This is a genomic window from Paenibacillus sp. FSL H7-0323 (assembly GCF_038002725.1).
GTDB classification, from domain to species: domain Bacteria; phylum Bacillota; class Bacilli; order Paenibacillales; family Paenibacillaceae; genus Paenibacillus_AQ; species Paenibacillus_AQ odorifer.
The window spans coordinates 5,433,133-5,450,576 of sequence record NZ_JBBODB010000001.1 but is presented as its reverse complement, the minus strand read 5'-3'; the positions used below and the strand labels follow the sequence as shown (position 1 = coordinate 5,450,576).

General features: G+C 43.5%; 16 protein-coding genes, 1 tRNA gene and 2 riboswitches. Of the genes, 3 read left to right on the top strand and 14 right to left on the bottom strand.

Going from position 1 to position 17,444, the window contains the following annotated elements; genetic code table 11:
• Nucleotides 1-64 precede the first annotated feature (64 nt).
• The 8 genes from MHH89_RS24530 to MHH89_RS24495 all read right to left on the bottom strand — a co-directional run bounded on the left by MHH89_RS24530 (nucleotide 65) and on the right by MHH89_RS24495 (nucleotide 9,719).
• Complete coding sequence (locus MHH89_RS24530; protein WP_076124515.1) at nucleotides 65-1,990, bottom strand: peptidase U32 family protein; 1,926 nt, start codon at nucleotides 1,988-1,990, stop codon at nucleotides 65-67.
• Between the two features lie 43 nt (nucleotides 1,991-2,033).
• Complete coding sequence (locus MHH89_RS24525) at nucleotides 2,034-2,825, bottom strand: energy-coupling factor transporter transmembrane component T family protein (protein WP_036681014.1); 792 nt, start codon at nucleotides 2,823-2,825, stop codon at nucleotides 2,034-2,036.
• A complete protein-coding gene (locus MHH89_RS24520; protein WP_076124517.1) occupies nucleotides 2,818-3,720 on the bottom strand; it encodes an energy-coupling factor transporter ATPase in 903 nt (300 codons plus the stop codon). Before MHH89_RS24520 ends, MHH89_RS24525 begins: the two co-directional genes overlap by 8 nt.
• On the bottom strand, nucleotides 3,711-4,565 hold the full coding sequence (locus MHH89_RS24515; RefSeq protein ID WP_076185195.1) for an ATP-binding cassette domain-containing protein: 855 nt from the start codon (nucleotides 4,563-4,565) through the stop codon (nucleotides 3,711-3,713). The genes MHH89_RS24520 and MHH89_RS24515 overlap by 10 nt, the downstream gene beginning before the upstream one ends.
• 29 nt (nucleotides 4,566-4,594) lie before the next feature.
• Nucleotides 4,595-5,152 (bottom strand): Gx transporter family protein, encoded by a 558-nt coding sequence (locus MHH89_RS24510; RefSeq protein WP_076124520.1) that lies wholly within the window; start codon nucleotides 5,150-5,152, stop codon nucleotides 4,595-4,597.
• The gene (locus tag MHH89_RS24505; RefSeq protein ID WP_036681022.1) at nucleotides 5,136-5,525 is read right to left on the bottom strand and encodes a NusG domain II-containing protein; all 390 of its coding nucleotides are present in this window, start codon (nucleotides 5,523-5,525) and stop codon (nucleotides 5,136-5,138) included. Before MHH89_RS24505 ends, MHH89_RS24510 begins: the two co-directional genes overlap by 17 nt.
• Before the next feature lie 819 nt (nucleotides 5,526-6,344).
• Nucleotides 6,345-7,280: an alpha/beta hydrolase gene (locus MHH89_RS24500; RefSeq protein ID WP_305953543.1), complete on the bottom strand. Its 936-nt coding sequence runs from the start codon at nucleotides 7,278-7,280 to the stop codon at nucleotides 6,345-6,347.
• A 147-nt stretch (nucleotides 7,281-7,427) separates the two neighbouring features.
• Complete coding sequence (locus MHH89_RS24495; RefSeq protein WP_341088367.1) at nucleotides 7,428-9,719, bottom strand: choice-of-anchor A family protein; 2,292 nt, start codon at nucleotides 9,717-9,719, stop codon at nucleotides 7,428-7,430.
• Nucleotides 9,720-9,827: 108 nt separating this feature from the next.
• Nucleotides 9,828-9,918, bottom strand: a riboswitch (cyclic di-GMP riboswitch).
• A 494-nt stretch (nucleotides 9,919-10,412) separates the two neighbouring features.
• Here MHH89_RS24495 and MHH89_RS24490 point away from each other — a divergent pair.
• A complete protein-coding gene (locus tag MHH89_RS24490) occupies nucleotides 10,413-10,805 on the top strand; it encodes a hypothetical protein (protein ID WP_051491249.1) in 393 nt (130 codons plus the stop codon).
• A 199-nt stretch (nucleotides 10,806-11,004) separates the two neighbouring features.
• Here the strand turns inward: MHH89_RS24490 and MHH89_RS24485 are convergent, their stop codons facing one another.
• Nucleotides 11,005-11,418 carry an ASCH domain-containing protein gene (locus tag MHH89_RS24485; protein WP_076179467.1) on the bottom strand — a complete coding sequence of 138 codons (414 nt, stop codon included), beginning with the start codon at nucleotides 11,416-11,418 and terminating at the stop codon, nucleotides 11,005-11,007.
• Between the two features lie 351 nt (nucleotides 11,419-11,769).
• Here MHH89_RS24485 and MHH89_RS24480 point away from each other — a divergent pair, with 351 nt between their 5' ends.
• Complete coding sequence (locus MHH89_RS24480) at nucleotides 11,770-12,114, top strand: DUF3221 domain-containing protein (RefSeq protein WP_076142087.1); 345 nt, start codon at nucleotides 11,770-11,772, stop codon at nucleotides 12,112-12,114.
• 348 nt (nucleotides 12,115-12,462) lie between these two features.
• Nucleotides 12,463-12,942, top strand: a complete 480-nt coding sequence (locus MHH89_RS24475) for a hypothetical protein (protein WP_341088366.1) — start codon at nucleotides 12,463-12,465, stop codon at nucleotides 12,940-12,942.
• A gap of 215 nt (nucleotides 12,943-13,157) precedes the next feature.
• Here MHH89_RS24475 and MHH89_RS24470 read toward each other — a convergent pair whose 3' ends face one another.
• The 5 genes from MHH89_RS24470 to MHH89_RS24450 all read right to left on the bottom strand — a co-directional run bounded on the left by MHH89_RS24470 (nucleotide 13,158) and on the right by MHH89_RS24450 (nucleotide 16,697).
• Entirely contained in the window at nucleotides 13,158-13,541 is a 384-nt protein-coding gene (locus MHH89_RS24470; protein ID WP_076278888.1) for a hypothetical protein, read from the bottom strand.
• A 661-nt stretch (nucleotides 13,542-14,202) separates the two neighbouring features.
• Nucleotides 14,203-15,006 carry an undecaprenyl-diphosphate phosphatase gene (locus MHH89_RS24465; RefSeq protein WP_076220559.1) on the bottom strand — a complete coding sequence of 268 codons (804 nt, stop codon included), beginning with the start codon at nucleotides 15,004-15,006 and terminating at the stop codon, nucleotides 14,203-14,205.
• Between the two features lie 816 nt (nucleotides 15,007-15,822).
• On the bottom strand, nucleotides 15,823-15,990 hold the full coding sequence (locus MHH89_RS24460) for a hypothetical protein (protein WP_175618960.1): 168 nt from the start codon (nucleotides 15,988-15,990) through the stop codon (nucleotides 15,823-15,825).
• A 233-nt stretch (nucleotides 15,991-16,223) separates the two neighbouring features.
• Nucleotides 16,224-16,295 (bottom strand) — tRNA-Thr (locus MHH89_RS24455).
• Nucleotides 16,296-16,388: 93 nt separating this feature from the next.
• The gene (locus MHH89_RS24450) at nucleotides 16,389-16,697 is read right to left on the bottom strand and encodes an MTH1187 family thiamine-binding protein (protein ID WP_076124533.1); all 309 of its coding nucleotides are present in this window, start codon (nucleotides 16,695-16,697) and stop codon (nucleotides 16,389-16,391) included.
• A gap of 378 nt (nucleotides 16,698-17,075) precedes the next feature.
• Nucleotides 17,076-17,310: riboswitch (cobalamin riboswitch) on the top strand.
• Nucleotides 17,311-17,444 lie beyond the last annotated feature (134 nt).

Below are 17,444 nucleotides of genomic sequence, written 5' to 3'. Positions count from 1 at the left end.
CTTATTCATAGAGTACTGTGCATTCTTCTTACTAGCAGACGGTATTTTGCCCCAAAAAATAGAATTAGTTAAATTGCAGCGAACCTAGAGTATAACCCGCATAAATGGGCTCAAGACCACCTAGCATATCATCTTTTACTTCAGTACGATTCATAGCTTGTTGATAAGAAATTATAATTTCACGCAACTGCTGAGCGCTATATGTCGCTCCTTCAATACGGAAACTAGATATGCCTAGATCAATCATCTCACCAAGCAACGGTAAATAGCAGAGCTCTTTCGCGAACAAAAGATGGCAACGGCCGTGCTGATCACGATATACCGGATTTTCACCTTTGTCTGTTTTTAGAACCAATACATTATTGTGCACATATTGATTATCCTCTTCAGCGATAGGCTCCATTACTTCAGTATTCTCATAAAGGTCATGTTCCATATACATTAGTGCAGGTGTACCATGTACAACAACTTCCAAAGGCGTGTCACAACGCGAGGCAAAGGTAGCAAAGTGCTCCAGCGTCATTTCCGGTGAAACCGAAAGCTGAGTTAAACCTAATTTTGCATATAATTGGGCTGAAAGATGATTGTAGACATTTAAACTACCATCTCCAATTAACGGATAACCTGTAGAACTGTATCTGCGAATCGCTCCCAAATTAGTAACGATTATACCGTCGATCGGCAAGCGTTCTCCACCAAGCAATTGATCATATTGATCGAAATGCAGCTCGGTCATCATGCGTGGCAACCCTAAATAGATTTTGCTATCGCCTTTTAGCTCACCAAGTTCCTTAATATCACGTTTTGTAAAAGGTCTATCCGGTTCAAATACATCCCCCGGCAAGTATAAACTATCCACACCCAGCTCCAATACTACGCGCGCCTGTTCCATATTATTCACACGTACAGCCAACTTAGCTTTTGTTGTCTTTGGTTTCTTTTCTTGCGCCAAACGTTCCCGCAATTCCTCTACACGTTTTTCAGATAGCTCACGTTCTGCGGTTGGTGTGCTAAATACTTTTCCAGTGCTATAGAATTTGCCCGTACCTTCATAACGACGGTTAATGTTAGCTAACCCTGGTTTACCAAAAGCATAAGCTGTCGAAAAGTCGCGCTTGCGGTTGTTGTACAGCTCTTTAGTATCAACCGTACGATCAAAGCCAATCGGATCATCGATATATCGGTCAATGGCTTCGCCGTAGCTATTCGCCAGCATCACCATAAAATCCTTATCACGCATACGGCCTTCTATTTTGAAGGAAGTAATGCCTGATTCAATCAATTCCGGAAGATGCTCATACATAAACATATCTTTGACAGCCAGTGGATATTCAGCAGGATATACATATCCGTCTTTTTTTACCCGATAATCCCAGCGGCAAGGCTTCATACATTTCCCCCGGTTGCTGCTCATACCAAAGACATGGGAACTGAAGTAACAATTTGCACCATGGACAGAGCACATATCCCCGTGAATAAAATATTCCAGCTCCATGCCACTCCGCTGACCAAGCAGCTTAGCTGTCTGCAGGTCCATTTCCCGCGAGGTAACTACACGAGTTACACCCAGATCACGCAGCGCATAGATCATCTCCAGGTTGTGAACATTCATCATTACGGAAGAGTGAATAGGAAGGTTAAGCTCCATCTCCCGAATAAGCTCCAACACTGCCATATCCTGAACAATCAAGGCATCTGGCCGAGCACCATCAAGGAAACGCAAGTATTCTCTAGCTTCCTCCACATCTTCCTCACTAAAAAGATTATTCACAGTGATATACACTTTTTTGTCTAGACGGTGTGCGATATCAAGTGCCTCTACGATCTCTTCATGAGTAAGATTATAACCTTTACGCATCATTCTCATATTCAATACAGGTCCACCAAAATAAACTGCATCACACCGTGATTGGATCACTTCCTTGAAAATCTCAAACGTTCCTGCGGGTGCGAGTAATTCGACTTCTCTACCGTTAAAATAACGTGCCATTCAAGTTCCCTCCCAAGTTGATACTACTAATAGGGAATGAGTATTATAACAAAGCTACTGCAATTCCCATGACCACAAACATCCCAATAAAAACAGTATCGAATTTGCCCCACCTTAGGCGGTGATACCGACTGCGGGGAGCATCCATGCGAAAACCGCGGGCTTCCATGGAATACACCAGATCCTGAGCACGCCTAAAAGCACTGGCGATAATCGGGACCAGCAGGGAGACTAACATCCGTCCCTTTTCCTTCAAAGGCAGCTCTTTCAGATCGGCTCCCCTTGAGGCCTGCGCTTTCATTATGATCTGCGATTCATCTAGAATCGTAGGAATGAAACGAAGTGAAATGCTGATCATCAGCGTGATACGGTCAGGGGATAAGCCAAGCTTTTTGAAGGGTGTCAAGATCCCCTCCAGCCCTTGATTCAGCTTCCCCGGCGTTGTTGTGAAGGTCAGAAGCGCTGTAAAGGTGATAAGAAAGAACATGCGGATGACCGAAAATGCCCCTAATCTTAGCCCTCCCTCATAGATAGACCAGGAACCAAGAGTCAGCACTACCTCCCCTGTCTTTACAGACACCACCTGCACAATAAAGATAAACAACATTAAATAACGTAAAGGCTTAGCTGCTTTCAGGAAGTATTTAAGCGGAATCCGCGTTGAAGCCATAACGGCTATCGAAAAAATAGCCAGCACAGCCATGGCCATCCACGAACGTGAGAGCAGGATAACAGCTACGTATAATAGCATGCCAGTGATTTTGGCACGAGCATCCAGCTTGTGCACCCACGAACCGGTCTCAATACTCCTACCTAAGATCAGTTTCTCATTCATGGTCATCCCTCTTTCCATCGGGCTTACCAGTGCTTATTGATTCCGCTGGCAGCGAAGCTATAAGCTCTGCCAGACTCTCAGCCGTCAAGCGGGGGGCTTCATCCACAAGACCTAAATGATCAGCAACTGCACGCCAGTAACGAAGGGACTGCGGAACCGTCAAACCACACTGTTCCAGAATTGAAGGATCATCTGCAAGCGCCTTTACACTGCCCTGAAACGCCGTGCTGCCCTCTTTAAGTACAACCCAGCTGTCTGCATAGGGCAATAACTCATCCATCCGATGCGTGACGATAATGATCGTTCTGCCCTGCTCACGACATAATCTCTCCAGCAAGCTGATTAACTCTGCACGGCTAATGGGATCAAGCGTTGCCGTGGGCTCATCCAGAACGATGACCTCAGGGTCCATAGCTAGCACGGAAGCGATAGCCGCCTTACGCATTTGTCCACCGCTCAATTGGAAAGGATTCCGCTCTAGCAGTGCGAGATCCAGCCCCATATCTGACATGGCCTGACGTGCACGTGACTTTGCCTCTTCGAGACTCATGCCGAAATTAAGGGGACCGAAAATGAGATCCTTCTCGACCGTATCTTCGAACATCTGCTGCTCCGGAAATTGAAATACCAATCCGACTCGGCGGCGCAGTGGCATTAGCTTAGGTGACTTCTCACCAGCCTGAATAGTTACATCAAGCACTTTTACCGTACCCTCGGTTGGTTTCAGTATCCCGTTAAACAATTGCAGCAGCGTCGATTTACCTGAGCCCGTCGCCCCCGCAATACCAACCATCGAGCCAATGGGTACACTGAGGTTAATGTCCCGGAGCGCCGTCAGCTTCCAGAGGCTTCGGTCAGCGTAGGTGTAACTTACTTGCTGTAATTCTATGGCCATAACGTGTCTATAAGCTCCTTTTCACTGGTCGGAACATCCACATGAATACCCTGGTTCTGCAGCTCGCGTGCAAGGCGCCAAGGATAAGGTTCACGCAGATGGCATTTTTCCAGAAGCTCCTCGTTCCGGAACAACTCCGCCGGTGTAACATCTGCAGCCAAACCACCTCCATGCAGCGCAAGCACCCGATCCGATGCCAAAATCTCATCTGCATCATGCGTAATCATGAGGATCGTGTACTTTCCTTCTGCCCGCATATCCTGCAGAATACCGAGAAGGTCATTTCTGCTTCCTTCATCCAACATAGAAGAGGCCTCGTCAAAAATGACGATGCCTGGTTCCATAGCAAGAATGGAAGCGATAGCAACACGCTGCTTTTGACCTCCCGACAGCTCACCCGGATGCTTGGACAACAGATGATTTATTCCTAGTCTCGTCGTATAGGAGTGCAAACGTTCAGCCATCTCTTCGTACGGCAAACAAAGCCCTTCCAGGCCGAATAGGATATCTTCCTCTACAGTGGCTCCAATAAACTGATTATCCGGATTTTGGAACACCATTCCGATACATTGCCGAATGCTTCCGATCGTTTCCTCACTAAGCAGCATGCCACTAACCACAATCTCACCAGCCCCCTTAGGCAGCAGAGCATTGAGCAGCTTGACCAACGTAGACTTCCCGCAGCCATTAGGACCAACCAAGCTGACCCATTGTCCTTGAGAGATAGATAACGTTATATTGTGAAGAATCGGATGCTCGGGATCATAGCCAAACGATACCCCATCCAGAGAGATGACTGCTTGTCCCTCTCCCTCTAAGTCTTGACCTTCGTATGATTCATTCATGTTAGTCATCCTTCCGCTGATGTGACTAATCAGTCCAAAAATTCTTCAAACAGCGATATTTTTGACAATGACGCCACCAAATAACGGACTGCATAGCCCACGGCAATTCCTGTTACTACCCCAGTGATCAGCAGCATGGGAAGATAATAAAAAATACTAAGTGATGCAAATACCATAGAAGCTGCCAGCAGCTGACCGATATTATGCGCAATCCCACCGGCTATACTAATTCCGATCAAGCTTATACTCTTACCTTTGCCACTAATCAGCATCAGCACAAACATAACAACAAAGCTAAAAAGTGAACCAAATAAACTAAACAGCAAGCTTGAGAAGGTACCTAGCAGAAATGCAGTAAGCAGTGTTTTGAGGATGACAAGCAGCAAAGCATCCCGTCCACGTAAAAAGTAAATACAAGTCAAAATCATAATGTTGGCCAGTCCGAGCTTAGCACCCGGCACCAGTCCCATTCCGGATAACGGAATCTGTGCCTCTATTAAACTTAACACTACTGCCACTGCGGCGAAAATCGCAATAATCACTGTTCTTTTTAAAGCTGTTGCAGATTCACTACTGGACATAGGCATCTATATCATCCTCCCCCGACGCACTGGTGATTTCGACTAATACTCTATGCGGTAGACAGACAATCGTCTGTTTGGGCAGGGTAATAAAACCAAAACCTAGGCAAACTTTATCAGCGCAATCGGCATCGTACATTTCAATCCCGTAATCATGCACCTTCAAAATGTTATAGCCGCGTTCCGTGCGGACCTCAATGGTTTGTTCTTCTTTTGTAAGCTTTACCGTTTTAAATAACTCACCGTCCACCGTTACATTGGCTATGAGATTTTTACCGGCCCCACCTTTGTCATCATTGTCCGAAAACCATCTCGGTACGAGAAAAGCGAGCGCAGCAATCAATACGATGGAAATCAGCCACACATCTGCGCGTTTCATAAAAATCTCCCTTATTTTTTAATTAAAATCCAGACTTATTAATTATAACGGTCTACCCTCAATCCTTCAATCAATGTTGGAGTTTATTGTCAGTTTTAGAGAGCTGTTCACAAAATAGGCACGCAAAATAACCCCAGCAGACACAACCCATTCGTCTCTGGCATTTTCAGTTGAAGTTTGTAGCGTTTGCAAAAATATCCAACTTACATTTTAGCCCATTTGCACCGAGATCGCCCATCTCCTCTGGTTTACTAGCTTTTCCGGAATAATTCACAATTAACCCAATTTAAGTTACTTTCAAAATCTAAGCGCCCCTTATCGAGGTTTGTTCCTCTCTAGAATCAAATAAACCTTATCTTGGAATTCATTATTATATTTGCCTTTTAAACAATAGTGTGTTATATTTATATGGTATTTGTTTTTCGATATATTGAATATCCCCACCAAGAAGATGTCAGGCCGACTATTATACACATCGGCATTTTGGACAAAGAGGCTTTATGTTTTCTTGCAGTACTCTTCCTTTTTATGAGATTAAATTCGAAATATAGCATTCCGATTCACACTGGCGCGGTCAATGGAGCCGCAAGGGCAAAAGAGAGGTAGGGCTTTTGTCGTATTGGAAGGATTATTCTCGCCACACGGCTGCTGGAAATAACAAGGAATTAAGACACCCGTTACTCACGAACGGCGGGGGATGAATATAACGAGAAAGCATGACGGTACGATCCTTATTCAAGGACTACGTCATGTGTGGAAAAATATAGGCGCCCGATAACCGCTACCTAGCGGATATCGGGCGCTGTCTACGTTCAGGACTTATTTTACATATCGACTTACAAAAGCTGTTACTACATCTATATACCCCGCCTTATCCGTATCATAAGACAATCCATGCCCCGCTTGCGGTACTATGAGCCTCTCTTTTGGACTCTGGCATGCCTCATACAATTCATTCATCATAGCAAAAGGTACAAAGTTATCCGCATCCCCATGAATAAAAAGAATCGGAGCCTTCGCTTTCCGCACTTGTTTTAATGCAGAGGCTTCACCAAAGCCATACCCCGCCTTCAAGCGGGTGATTAGACTTGCACTTTGAACGAAAGGGAAACTTGGCAAGCGATACATTCGTCGTAGTTGGTAAGATAATTGTGCTTTTACTGAGGTATAAGCGCAGTCCGCAACAATAGCTTTTACCTGCGGCGGAAGATCTTCCCCTGAGGTCATTAGCACTGTAGCACCACCCATAGAGACACCGTGAAGCACAATTTGAGCACTGGGCCCAGTCTTTTTAATCATGTATTCAATCCATTGCAAATAATCTTTTCGTTCCGGCCAACCAAAACCAATGTAATCCCCTGCGCTATCTCCATGCCCTCTTGCATCGGGAATTAGGATGTTAAAGCCTAAGTTCTCGTAGTAGATTTTGGCGTACGCCCCCATATCCTTTGCTTTACCTGAATAACCATGGGCTAGAATGGCTGTGCGTCCCGCAGCACGATTAGATTGGAGTAAGTAACCTCTTAGTTTAAGTCCATCTGCAGATACGATCTCAATATTCTCGAAGCTCTGGCGAGAGACCCAATCCTTCCCCTCCCCCCAAGAAGCTCCGGCAACCGGAGGATCAGCCTTCAGATTAGGATTATTACTTAGAAATACCTTTGGCGCTCGTTTAATAGCAATACCATAGAAGAAAAATCCCACATAGATTAGAATCCCTATGATGATTACAGCGCTAATAATGAACCATATCAATTCGCCTTCGCCATCCCCTCTTCATTTCTTTTGCAACAAGAGTATACCATCTACTTAGAATGCACCAAACTATCGCAATCATGACATACAAATAGAGCCGCCATCGGGACACCCCCCGAAAGCGACTCTATGTTGCTCTACCCTTTATTATTTATTCTTTTTGGAGAACTTGGTTCTCATTAATAATCCGATAAGTGCAAAACCTAAACCTGCTACATAGTAAGGTGCAGGACTTGATTCACCCGTTTTTGGCAATTCCTTCACAGGTGGCTTACCTAATGGGATCGTATCGTCCACTACGATGATTTCATCAGGTGTTGGTGTTGGCGTTGGTGTCACTGCCGGTACCGGACCTAATGGGATCTCATCATCATCAACAAGTACTTCTGTGCTATTCGACGGTGTTGGTACTGGCGCTGGTGTCGGCGAAGCTACAGGCCCAAGCGGCACGGGATCTTCTGCAAGAACTATAGTGCCAATTACGGATGATGGCGTTGGTGTCGGGAACACCGAAGTCTCTGGTGTCGACGTTGGTGTTGGTGTTGGTGTTGGTGTTGGTGTTGGTGTTGGTGTTGGTGTTGGTGTTACCTCTGGTGTTACCGTTGGTGTTGGTGTTACCTCTGGTGTTACCGTCGGTGTTGGTGTTGCCTCAGGTGTTACCGTCGGTGTCGGTGTTGCCTCAGGCGTTACCGTCGGTGTTGGTGTTGCCTCAGGCGTTACCGTCGGCGATGGCGTTGGCGTCGGCGTTGCCTCAGGTGTTACCGTCGGCGTTGGCGTCGGTGTTGGCGTCACTGTCGGCGTTGGTGTCGGTGTTGGCGTCACTGTCGGCGTTGGTGTCGGTGTTGGCGTTGGCGTTGGTGTCACTGTCGGCGTTGGTGTCGGTGTCACTGTCGGCGTTGGTGTCGGCGTTGGTGTCACTGTCGGCGTCGGCGTTGGTGTCACTGTCGGCGTCGGCGTTGGTGTCACTGTCGGCGTCGGCGTTGGTGTCACTGTCGGCGTCGGCGTTGGTGTCACTGTCGGCGTCGGCGTTGGTGTCACTGTCGGCGTCGGTGTTGGCGTTGGTGTTGGCGTCGGCGTTGGTGTCACTGTCGGCGTCGGCGTTGGTGTCACTGTCGGCGTCGGCGTTGGTGTTGGTGTCACTGTCGGCGTTGGTGTCGGTGTTGGTGTCGGTGTTGGCGTCACTGTCGGCGTTGGTGTCGGTGTTGGCGTCACTGTCGGCGTTGGTGTCACTGTTGGCGTCGGTGTCACTGTCGGCGTTGGCGTCGGCGTTGGCGTCGGCGTCGGTGTTGGTGTTGGTGTCGGTGTTGGCGTCACTGTCGGCGTTGGTGTCGGTGTTGGCGTCACTGTCGGCGTTGGTGTCGGTGTTGGCGTCACTGTCGGCGTTGGTGTCGGCGTCGGCGTTGGTGTCACTGTCGGCGTCGGACATGGTGTTGGCGTCGGTGTCGGCGTTGGTGTCACTGTCGGCGTCGGCGTTGGTGTCACTGTTGGTGTCGGCGTCACTGTCGGCGTTGGTGTCGGCGTCGGTGTTGGCGTCACTGTCGGCGTTGGTGTCGGCGTTGGTGTCGGCGTTGGTCCGGGTTCATCACCATCGTATGGATAGTGGTGAAATTCACCACCACCAGTACCTTTGAGTGAAGCCGCCACTAAAGTACCGTTAATCTGACCATTAATAAAATCAACATGAGCATAGGGGGCAAGTATGCTTCCCATTACACCTATGCCTGCCATATCAAGATACGCAGCTTGGCTAAAGTTAAGCAAAATTTTCTTGCTGTTCAACACGTTATTAGGTAGAAATCCGAAGTTTTTCATTTTTACGTTAGAACCATCAATATTAATAATTGCAGTAGATCCTGAAGGAACATTTATTGTAATTCCGTAGGTATTAGAGACGTTATCTCCTGAAACATTAAAAACATTGACCGCAGGATCTGTACCTGTCAAGGTAAGGCTGCCATATTGGTACACTGTTGTTCCATTCGCCGGCAATGCTGCAAGTTCTGCTGATTTGTCCTTCAAAGACTGACCTACGGCTGAAAAGTCAATCGTACTCCCCTGTCTTTTTGTACCACCCTTGAGGAGCGTTACATTCCCTGAAAAATCTCCCCCGTGCACGATATTCCCATAAACAGTACCTCCGTTGAAAGTAAGATTCCCTCCAACAACAAGTGTGTCAGTCAGGGAAACCTCTGCAGCGGTCAACCTATCTCCAACACTATAGTTGGTTAAGTTAACGTTACCTCCAGCAGCAAACCTTCCTTCCGTATCCGAAACTGTTGTTATATCCCCTAGAATAAACACGTTGTAGACCGCTGCAATTCCCAATGTAGAAGAACTACTAGCTCCAGCAACTCCAGCTCCCAATGAGGAAAGCCCACTACCTACCGTCAAAATCCCAGCTAATACAAGCGAGAGTAACGGTTTTATTCTTCTTTTCAAATGGCACACCTCCTAAAACTATGATTTATATTAATCAGAATAATTACCAGAAACTCTAAAGGACCTAACAACAAAAAAGACCGCCAAAAAGAAGTGAAATTCCCTTCTCATGGCAGTCGGACGGTCATTGTGCCTTTAAGACACTTTAGACTCCTGGACTTTGCGTCCCGCCCTTTCAGACGGTTTGCTATTATCATGACTATATATATGTATTACACTGCAAGTCCAGAACTGGTAGCTGAAGCATTCTATCCAATAACAGTCTATGACTTTTAATACTTTTGAATTAATAACAGTTTAGCTCCCGACACCCACAATTGTCAATCAATTCCTTTCGATAATTCCCCGCATTAGTACCACACAAAAAAAGCGCCTAAAGGCGCTTCGCATAAGGTTTTTCATTAAATTTTAAAGTAACTGTATATAGCCCAATATGGATATCCATAAGGGAACACTCAGAATTAAACCAAAAAACAATCCACGCTGGAGGCTGCCCTCTTTTTCCATCATAATTCTCCTTTATGTGCGTTAGATACATTAATTTTTATTATTACAATTTTAATATAATTTATTCTTCGTTATTTAGTTGTGAATTTAATCACATTGGATAAGCTGTTTAGAAATACCATTGATTATTTTTGGAATATCGGGGTAGAATACGAATATACGTTCCTATTAGAGGTGATGAGATTCATGCATAGAGCAGAAAGCAGGGACAACATGCTGGTGAAATCTTATTTATTGCTTCCGATGATTTTATCAGCTTTCGAACGGGACTCCGCCATTTTATCTACACACTTACGAACACCCGCCCCTTATCTGGAGGTGCTTGGAACAGCTGCTGCAGTAGCTACAACAGATCTAAGGGATGTTCGTGCAGAAATGAGAAGACGGGGAATCAAGGTGTATGAGCAAAACAGACTTAATACTGGAATTGAAGCCAAGTATATATGTCGTGGCTATCATGAACGAATGCTGCTGTTGAATGACATTGTTGCGGCTCAGGCTGCCATCCATATGCGCAGATACCTAGGGCTGGATATTTCATCTTTTAAGAGTTACGAAGAACAGTACCAGATTAAGTAAAGCTGTATAGAAGCCGCTGCGCTCTCTCCCCCCGATCAATTAGTGAACAAAAAAATAGGCCTTACCATGGGAGTTGGCAAGACCTGAGAGAGATATACCACAAAACACTGGGGGGTGTTTGGTGTCTCTAATATATACCTCGAACCTGAAAAAAAGCTGATAGGCACATAAAAATTACATTAAAAATATTGTTCGCCGTTCAGAAGTGATTAGAGTGCTCCCACAAGCTTAGCCGACCTTTAGCTGGAATTGGATGGCTTAATGGATGAACCCCTTCAAGCTTCCAGGCAAACCGTCCTTCACTATAGTCGCCAAAATCATATTCATTCCCATTGATCCATTCCCTTAAATCCACCTCTGGAGTAACCACATAACATCCCGCGAGCTGACCTGTAGCAATAATAGCTCCTGTCGGCAAATTATTCGCTGTATAGCCATGTTTCGCCAATACTGATTTGTACGGTTCCTGTTCACAAATCTTTTTGTCAATCCTCATTCCGGCATGGATGCCTAACTCGCCGCGGTAGGCTGTTCTCCATGAACGAGTTTCAAACTCTTTTTCACCAAGAGCAATTAAGGTCGCCCAAGGCTGCCGTATTGTTATACACCGCATGATATTTATCCCCTTTGTTTATGTTGGACGTTTGTCACGGATGCCACGGATCTCGATCTCGCGTTGTGTAATCTTGCTCACCTTGACCTGATAAATAATCCCAACCGTTTGGTCGATACTCATTTCCATCATTGATCGCCTCTAAAATAAGAACATTTATTTTTATTATATACAAACAAAAGTTCTTATGAAAATATCAATACTACAGGCATTCACCTGTAACTCCCCAGAATCAATAAAGGTCGTCATAATGGAAAGGCTGCTGTTTATTCTTATATTGGTAATGTACTAAATGCTATGCCTGTGCAACCGATTTTAAACTAATGTCGTAACCACTGGAGGGGAAGGTCCATGATTCAAAAACCACGTACTACTATTAAATGGACTCTTATTTTTGTTTTTTTGTTATTCGTCACCGCCTGTAGTAAGAATAATGAAGTTTTGAAAGGAATTGTACACACAATAGATGTAGAAAATAAAAGAATTTTAGTAATTTCTGAATTAAAAGAAGAAGACTTGAACAAGGAATATAAGGAGATTCTCGAATCTAATGAGTACTCTCAAGCCATTTGGGTAAATAAAGTTGCACCTTCTAAATATAAAAAAGGCGATGAGATTAAAGTGTTTTTTGAAGTAAGTGATGATTCATTCCCTGCACAAGTTACCGCCAAAAAGATCACCAAAATCAAGAATTGAGCAAAAAGAATAGAATCTACTATAAAGAAGCGGCGTCTCCAAAAGGGACGGCGCTTCTTTATAGTAGATTTAAAGAGAAATCCATATTTATAAAATTACTCTGTGCAAAAAAGTGACCCCACCAACTTCCGGCAGGGTCTAGATCTATATTATAAGGGGGTTATGTAATTACTATAATCCTCTTAGCTTAAATAAGTATGAAGCCCGTCTAAAGATTTGCTGAATTATTATTATTTTTATCGAAACCGATCAAACAAGGTAACGTATCAATCTTAATTTCCAAATTACTATAGCGCTGATATTACTAAGTTTTATTTAAAGTCGACTGAGACATCTTCATATTATTATATGAACTTTCTTGATAGTAAAAGAGAACTTTTAAAGAAAATTCCGTTTAATAATTCGCCTGGAGTAACCTCCGGTGCTGAGTATGCGCTTGATTTAAAAGGTGTTGTATATATTGAATTCGTTAATACTTATAGCCCTTTTACTGCTCGTATATACGAATTTGATATATTCGGCACTTATTCAGAAGACCCAATACCAACAGTGACGCCTAAACCTACAACAACTCCAGAGCAGCCATCAGGGGATCGAGCTATTCTTACCATCACTCTGGTGAATGGAACAGAAAAAGAATACGACCTACCAATTGCTGAAGTAGATGCATTCTTAAACTGGTACGATGCTCGTGATGCAGGAAGAGGTGCAGGATCATATGGAATTAATAAGCATTCCAACAACAAAGGGCCTTTTAGCAAGCGCAAAGAGTACGTAATATTTGATAAAATACTAACCTTTGAAGTCAGTGAGTATACAATTCAATAAACAAAAAAAGCCCGCCAACCATTAAAATTGACGGGCTTTTTTATGGAGTTATAAATGGAGGCTTTAGTATTGTTCCCAAATTCAAAGGAAGAAAACTGTATGTAGAATTAATTGAATTAAAAGTATCATTCTCAATTTATATAATTAAACTTTTTATAAGATACCTATGAAATAGCTAGTCACCACTTATGATTGACGCATTAAATTTACTATTTCTATTGATTAAGAAAAAATTGTTGCAAATCCAATTCAGATTTTATACTCTCAATAACATTTTTCAAACCAGGTACCCAGAGAAAAGTATCTTGTCGGATATAATTCATTACTAGCTCATAACTACGCTCAAACTTTTCAATGTTAGGACTATGTTCGTTTTCCAGTACTGTACGTACCCTTTCTGCTAATTCTACGTAGTCAGCATCAATGTGCTCTTGTTTATAGCTCTCCGCCGATTTTAACTTGGTCCAGGCAAAGGCCCCGCCAGCTACAACTTCTTCAGATCCTTCTACGTATTCAATGCATGAATCATAATTTATAAATGCATTAATTCGTTCTTCAAGCAATTTAAAATCTTGTACATAATTAAGGGTTTTTTCCAAATAAGACACCTCCCCAAATGATAAGAAGATGTGATCTAAACTCACCAAAAAAATTCTAGTTGGTAATCACAACTTGATAGTGAATCCAGTATATACTCTTTTGAAACATAAATATATGTATTATTTTTCACATATAAATTCACACTTATTGTTGAGTTGGGATAAATGTGTTTATAGGTATAGCATTAGTGATAATGTAATCACTTAAAAAAAGAGGTGGCTTGTTTTGATCAACAAAAGAGTCGAGGAGTCAATAAAAGAACATTCGCCAGTGCGCCTATACTTAATCAGTGGCGAAACCTTTGAAGGCATTTGCGAAGAAAATTTTAGTAACCAATTCGTCCATTTAAACACAGGTAATGGTATTATTTCATTTCCGCTTTGGGTAGTAAAATATGTCCGATTACAACCTTTATAGTGCATATATTGATAAGGAAACTCTAACCTCGTTTCCTTCACTGGAACTCCTAGTGCAAACTCACTGGGGGGTTATTTTAAAATTCCTTCTTTTTGAATGGATTCTGCCCAAAAATATAATGCATTCTTCATAAATTCTGACGGCCTTAAGATTGTCCATTCCATTCCGCTATTTTGAATAACGGTTTCGATAGGGTTTCCCTCGTAATCCATTAAGGCTACAATTTTCTTTACATTTGCCTAATTACTGTATGACAATTAAATAGAAGAGAGCTGCTAAAACAAACCGGTATAGAGCAAACCACTCCAATCGAAGTCTCTTAATCAGTTTGATGAACGTCACTACTGCAATCATTGCCACAAGAAAGGATGTCGCAAAGCCAATTAACATTAGAAGCAAATCGTCAGAACTCAGCAAATCACGACTATCGTACAAATCCAACAAGCTTGCACCAAACATAACAGGCACAGAAATAAGGAATGTAAAATCTGCAGCGGCTTTTTGGCTAGTGCCAAGCAACAGGCCACCTGAAATCGTCGAACCTGATCTCGAAAATCCCGGCCATAACGCCAAGCATTGAAACAGACCAATTCCGAAAGCCTGTTTATAATTAATCCCATCGATAGTATCAGCGGTTTCAGTCCGCCTATTCCGCGCTGCAATGATCATCAACACGCCACCAACAACTAGACCTATCAAAACAGGGGTTGGGCCAAATAATTGGCTTTTTATTGTGTCCTTGAAGAGAAGATATAGGGTTAATGCTGGTAACATAGCCAAAATCATATGAATGACATTTAATCCTTTGCTTTTGGAAAAATCCATTCTAATCATATTAACCCCAATCTCCAAATACCTTTTCCAATAAAGAATTAAAACTGCCATCACTGCACCCAACTGAATAACAATTTTAAAAGTTATTGCAGCATCTCCCTCAAAGCTAAGCAAATCGCCTGCTAGAATAAGATGTCCAGTAGATGATACTGGTAAAAATTCAGTTAAGCCCTCTATTATGCCAAGTATTATTGCTTTAATTACATCAGTCATCAGTGCATTGTCCCCTTTCGGAAATAAAATCATTTAATTTCCAGTATAAGGGAGACAAGTAAACTTCCCCATCGATTAACCTAACAATATTCAATTCAGAATGACATAATTGTCACATTGCTCATTATTCCAGTCTTAAGTAACTCCTTTATTAAACTATCCTTTCCCGTTAGCATAACAACAGTATCAAACATTAAATTCAACCTGTATCAATAAAAAATCCGTTAACCTTCTGAACTTGCTGCCCGTTATTTGGATAATCAATTTCAGAGCATGCAGCAGATATGAACACCGAAACGTAACTTCCATTTGATCATTCTGCAGCCGCGTGCGTGGAGCCTCAATGACCATCATGATTCCAAAGCGCTGAGAAACCACACAGAACCGCCACCCCGACCAAGAATTGGGGGTCCTTTTTTTGGCAAAACACAAAATATTAAGTATAATGTTATTGTCGAAACGCTAAGGCGTCTGTACAGGATGGCTACCTGGCACTGATGATGGCAGGCCAAGCGCTTTATAAAGTTTTCTTTATGTGTATTTATACTTTAGGAGCGTGGTTATCTATGAAAATTAATATTACCGCACATTTTAACATTGATATTACTTTATCTCTTCATCTGTTAGCCGTAGCCAGTCTTGCTTATGAACTCAGTTCACTGACGAGCTCGTGAAATTCGAGCGAAAAGTATCTGTACTAAGACACCTTGTGGTGTCTTTTTTATTTTTATAGTAATTACCATCTAACCGATCTGCCCCCGCAAGAGAAAAGCAGCTTATGCTGCACCTCCGCCACATCCTTCATTCTGATTGCTGTCAGCTTGCGACACGCCTTCCATCTGCTCGACAGTGACCACTAGTCATACCGTTTTCATTACCGATTTCGCGCCATGTCTTATCTTCCTTGATACGTTTCTCCAGAAGAACAGGGAACAGCAGGGGCTGTCCATCATATTCGACTTCAGGAAAGATTAGGCCATTCATCAATAAATATCACTCTGGATACTTATTCACATGTTCTCCCCAATCTGCAGGAAGCGGTGCCCCGATGTATCGGAGATTCTATTCTAGGAACCCGAAAAGAAGTGGAGAAAATTGACGAGACACCCACTTTAATCGACTAAAGGTTAGAAGAATGTTAGAAGTTGATGCTTGTACAAAAAAAAGGCGCAGTTCCAAAAACCCGGGAACACGCGCCACTATCGACTTTGTAAGGATGCTGGTGAAGGGAATTGAACCCCCGGCCTACGCATTACGAGTGCGTTGCTCTACCCCTGAGCTACACCAGCTTAACGCTGTTTTTCTGTCAAACAAAAAATATTATACAACTTTCAGCCAGAAACGCAAGCCTATTGCTCCCTGTTTTCCGCCCTCCTAAACTGCTAATCCACCTGTAGCTTACGCTCCACAGACTCTAACTTTCCACGGCTAGTAGAGGGTTTATCGCGGCGGTCGTCTATTTTAAGTGAGGTAGAGACACGTTCTGCACCTGCGGAAAAAGGAGACTCATGCAAAGCTTCTACCGCGGCAAAAATGCGTTGCAGAGGCCCTTCGATGATCGTCCCCATGGACGTAAGTTCATAAGTAATCCCTTCTACTGTCTTCAGCACCCGCTGCATATCCGCAACATAGCTGCTAAGACTGGTACTGCCTGTTCCAATTGGAATAACTGTAACTTCAGCAATAGGCATGAGAATACCTCCTCGAAATTTTATAGTAGCTGTCTCCTTCCATTGTAACAATTCCACCGCTCTGTCACAAACTAAGCAAGATTATCCTCCCTTATCTCTTCTATTTCTTCTGATTACTCCAAAATATGACTTTGGGCTAAGGGTATTTTCTCATGAGCAAATTCTAGGGTCATCTGCACTATATTTATGGACTCTTTGTGGCATCTTTTCGGACAATTTATGAATCATTTCGCATCTCCCTGTGGATCAATTGTGGATTACTTATGGACAGCCTGTGGATCATTTGTGGAGTACTTTTAAAGAACCCGCTCCCCGCGCGGGTTTTCTAAAAAACTGTTTACAAACACAACATCTTGGGTTATTTTTATCTAACGACAACAAAATATAGTGGAGACAGGCGCTTTGATCCTTAACCGGATTTAGAGCTTAATAGGGAAGCGCGGTGAGAATCCGCTGCGGTCCCGCCACTGTAACCGGATGGCCTTCTTAAGCTTCTGGGAAGCTTGAGAATCCACATCTCCCGGCAAATGCCACTGAGGGTTAGGAACACCCTTGGGAAGGCGCCGAGAGATCCCACGGAAGCCAGGAGACCTACCTGTTTCGACGACACCAACTATTGATGCCTGCGAGGAACAGGGATGGTGTCCGCATGCGGTCATCTACGTAGAGACCTCTGCAAATATCCGTGTGGATATTTACATAACGCATCGGGCATTTTCTGCCATCCTCGGGTAGGGGATGCTTTTT

Bases quoted from the DNA above. Each gene is read 5' to 3' on its own strand.
- MHH89_RS24520 (WP_076124517.1), bottom strand. From the start codon at position 3,720: ATGGCCATAGAATTACAGCAAGTAAGTTACACCTACGCTGACCGAAGC.
- MHH89_RS24490 (WP_051491249.1), top strand. From the start codon at position 10,413: ATGCATAGAGCAGAAAGCAGGGACAACATGCTGGTGAAATCTTATTTA.
- MHH89_RS24525 (WP_036681014.1), bottom strand. From the start codon at position 2,825: ATGAATGAGAAACTGATCTTAGGTAGGAGTATTGAGACCGGTTCGTGG.
- MHH89_RS24480 (WP_076142087.1), top strand. From the start codon at position 11,770: ATGATTCAAAAACCACGTACTACTATTAAATGGACTCTTATTTTTGTT.
- MHH89_RS24505 (WP_036681022.1), bottom strand. From the start codon at position 5,525: ATGAAACGCGCAGATGTGTGGCTGATTTCCATCGTATTGATTGCTGCG.
- MHH89_RS24510 (WP_076124520.1), bottom strand. From the start codon at position 5,152: ATGCCTATGTCCAGTAGTGAATCTGCAACAGCTTTAAAAAGAACAGTG.
- MHH89_RS24515 (WP_076185195.1), bottom strand. From the start codon at position 4,565: ATGAATGAATCATACGAAGGTCAAGACTTAGAGGGAGAGGGACAAGCA.
- MHH89_RS24485 (WP_076179467.1), bottom strand. From the start codon at position 11,418: ATGCGGTGTATAACAATACGGCAGCCTTGGGCGACCTTAATTGCTCTT.
- MHH89_RS24450 (WP_076124533.1), bottom strand. From the start codon at position 16,697: ATGCCTATTGCTGAAGTTACAGTTATTCCAATTGGAACAGGCAGTACC.
- MHH89_RS24530 (WP_076124515.1), bottom strand. From the start codon at position 1,990: ATGGCACGTTATTTTAACGGTAGAGAAGTCGAATTACTCGCACCCGCA.
- MHH89_RS24465 (WP_076220559.1), bottom strand. From the start codon at position 15,006: ATGACTGATGTAATTAAAGCAATAATACTTGGCATAATAGAGGGCTTA.
- MHH89_RS24475 (WP_341088366.1), top strand. From the start codon at position 12,463: ATGAACTTTCTTGATAGTAAAAGAGAACTTTTAAAGAAAATTCCGTTT.
- MHH89_RS24460 (WP_175618960.1), bottom strand. From the start codon at position 15,990: ATGAATGGCCTAATCTTTCCTGAAGTCGAATATGATGGACAGCCCCTG.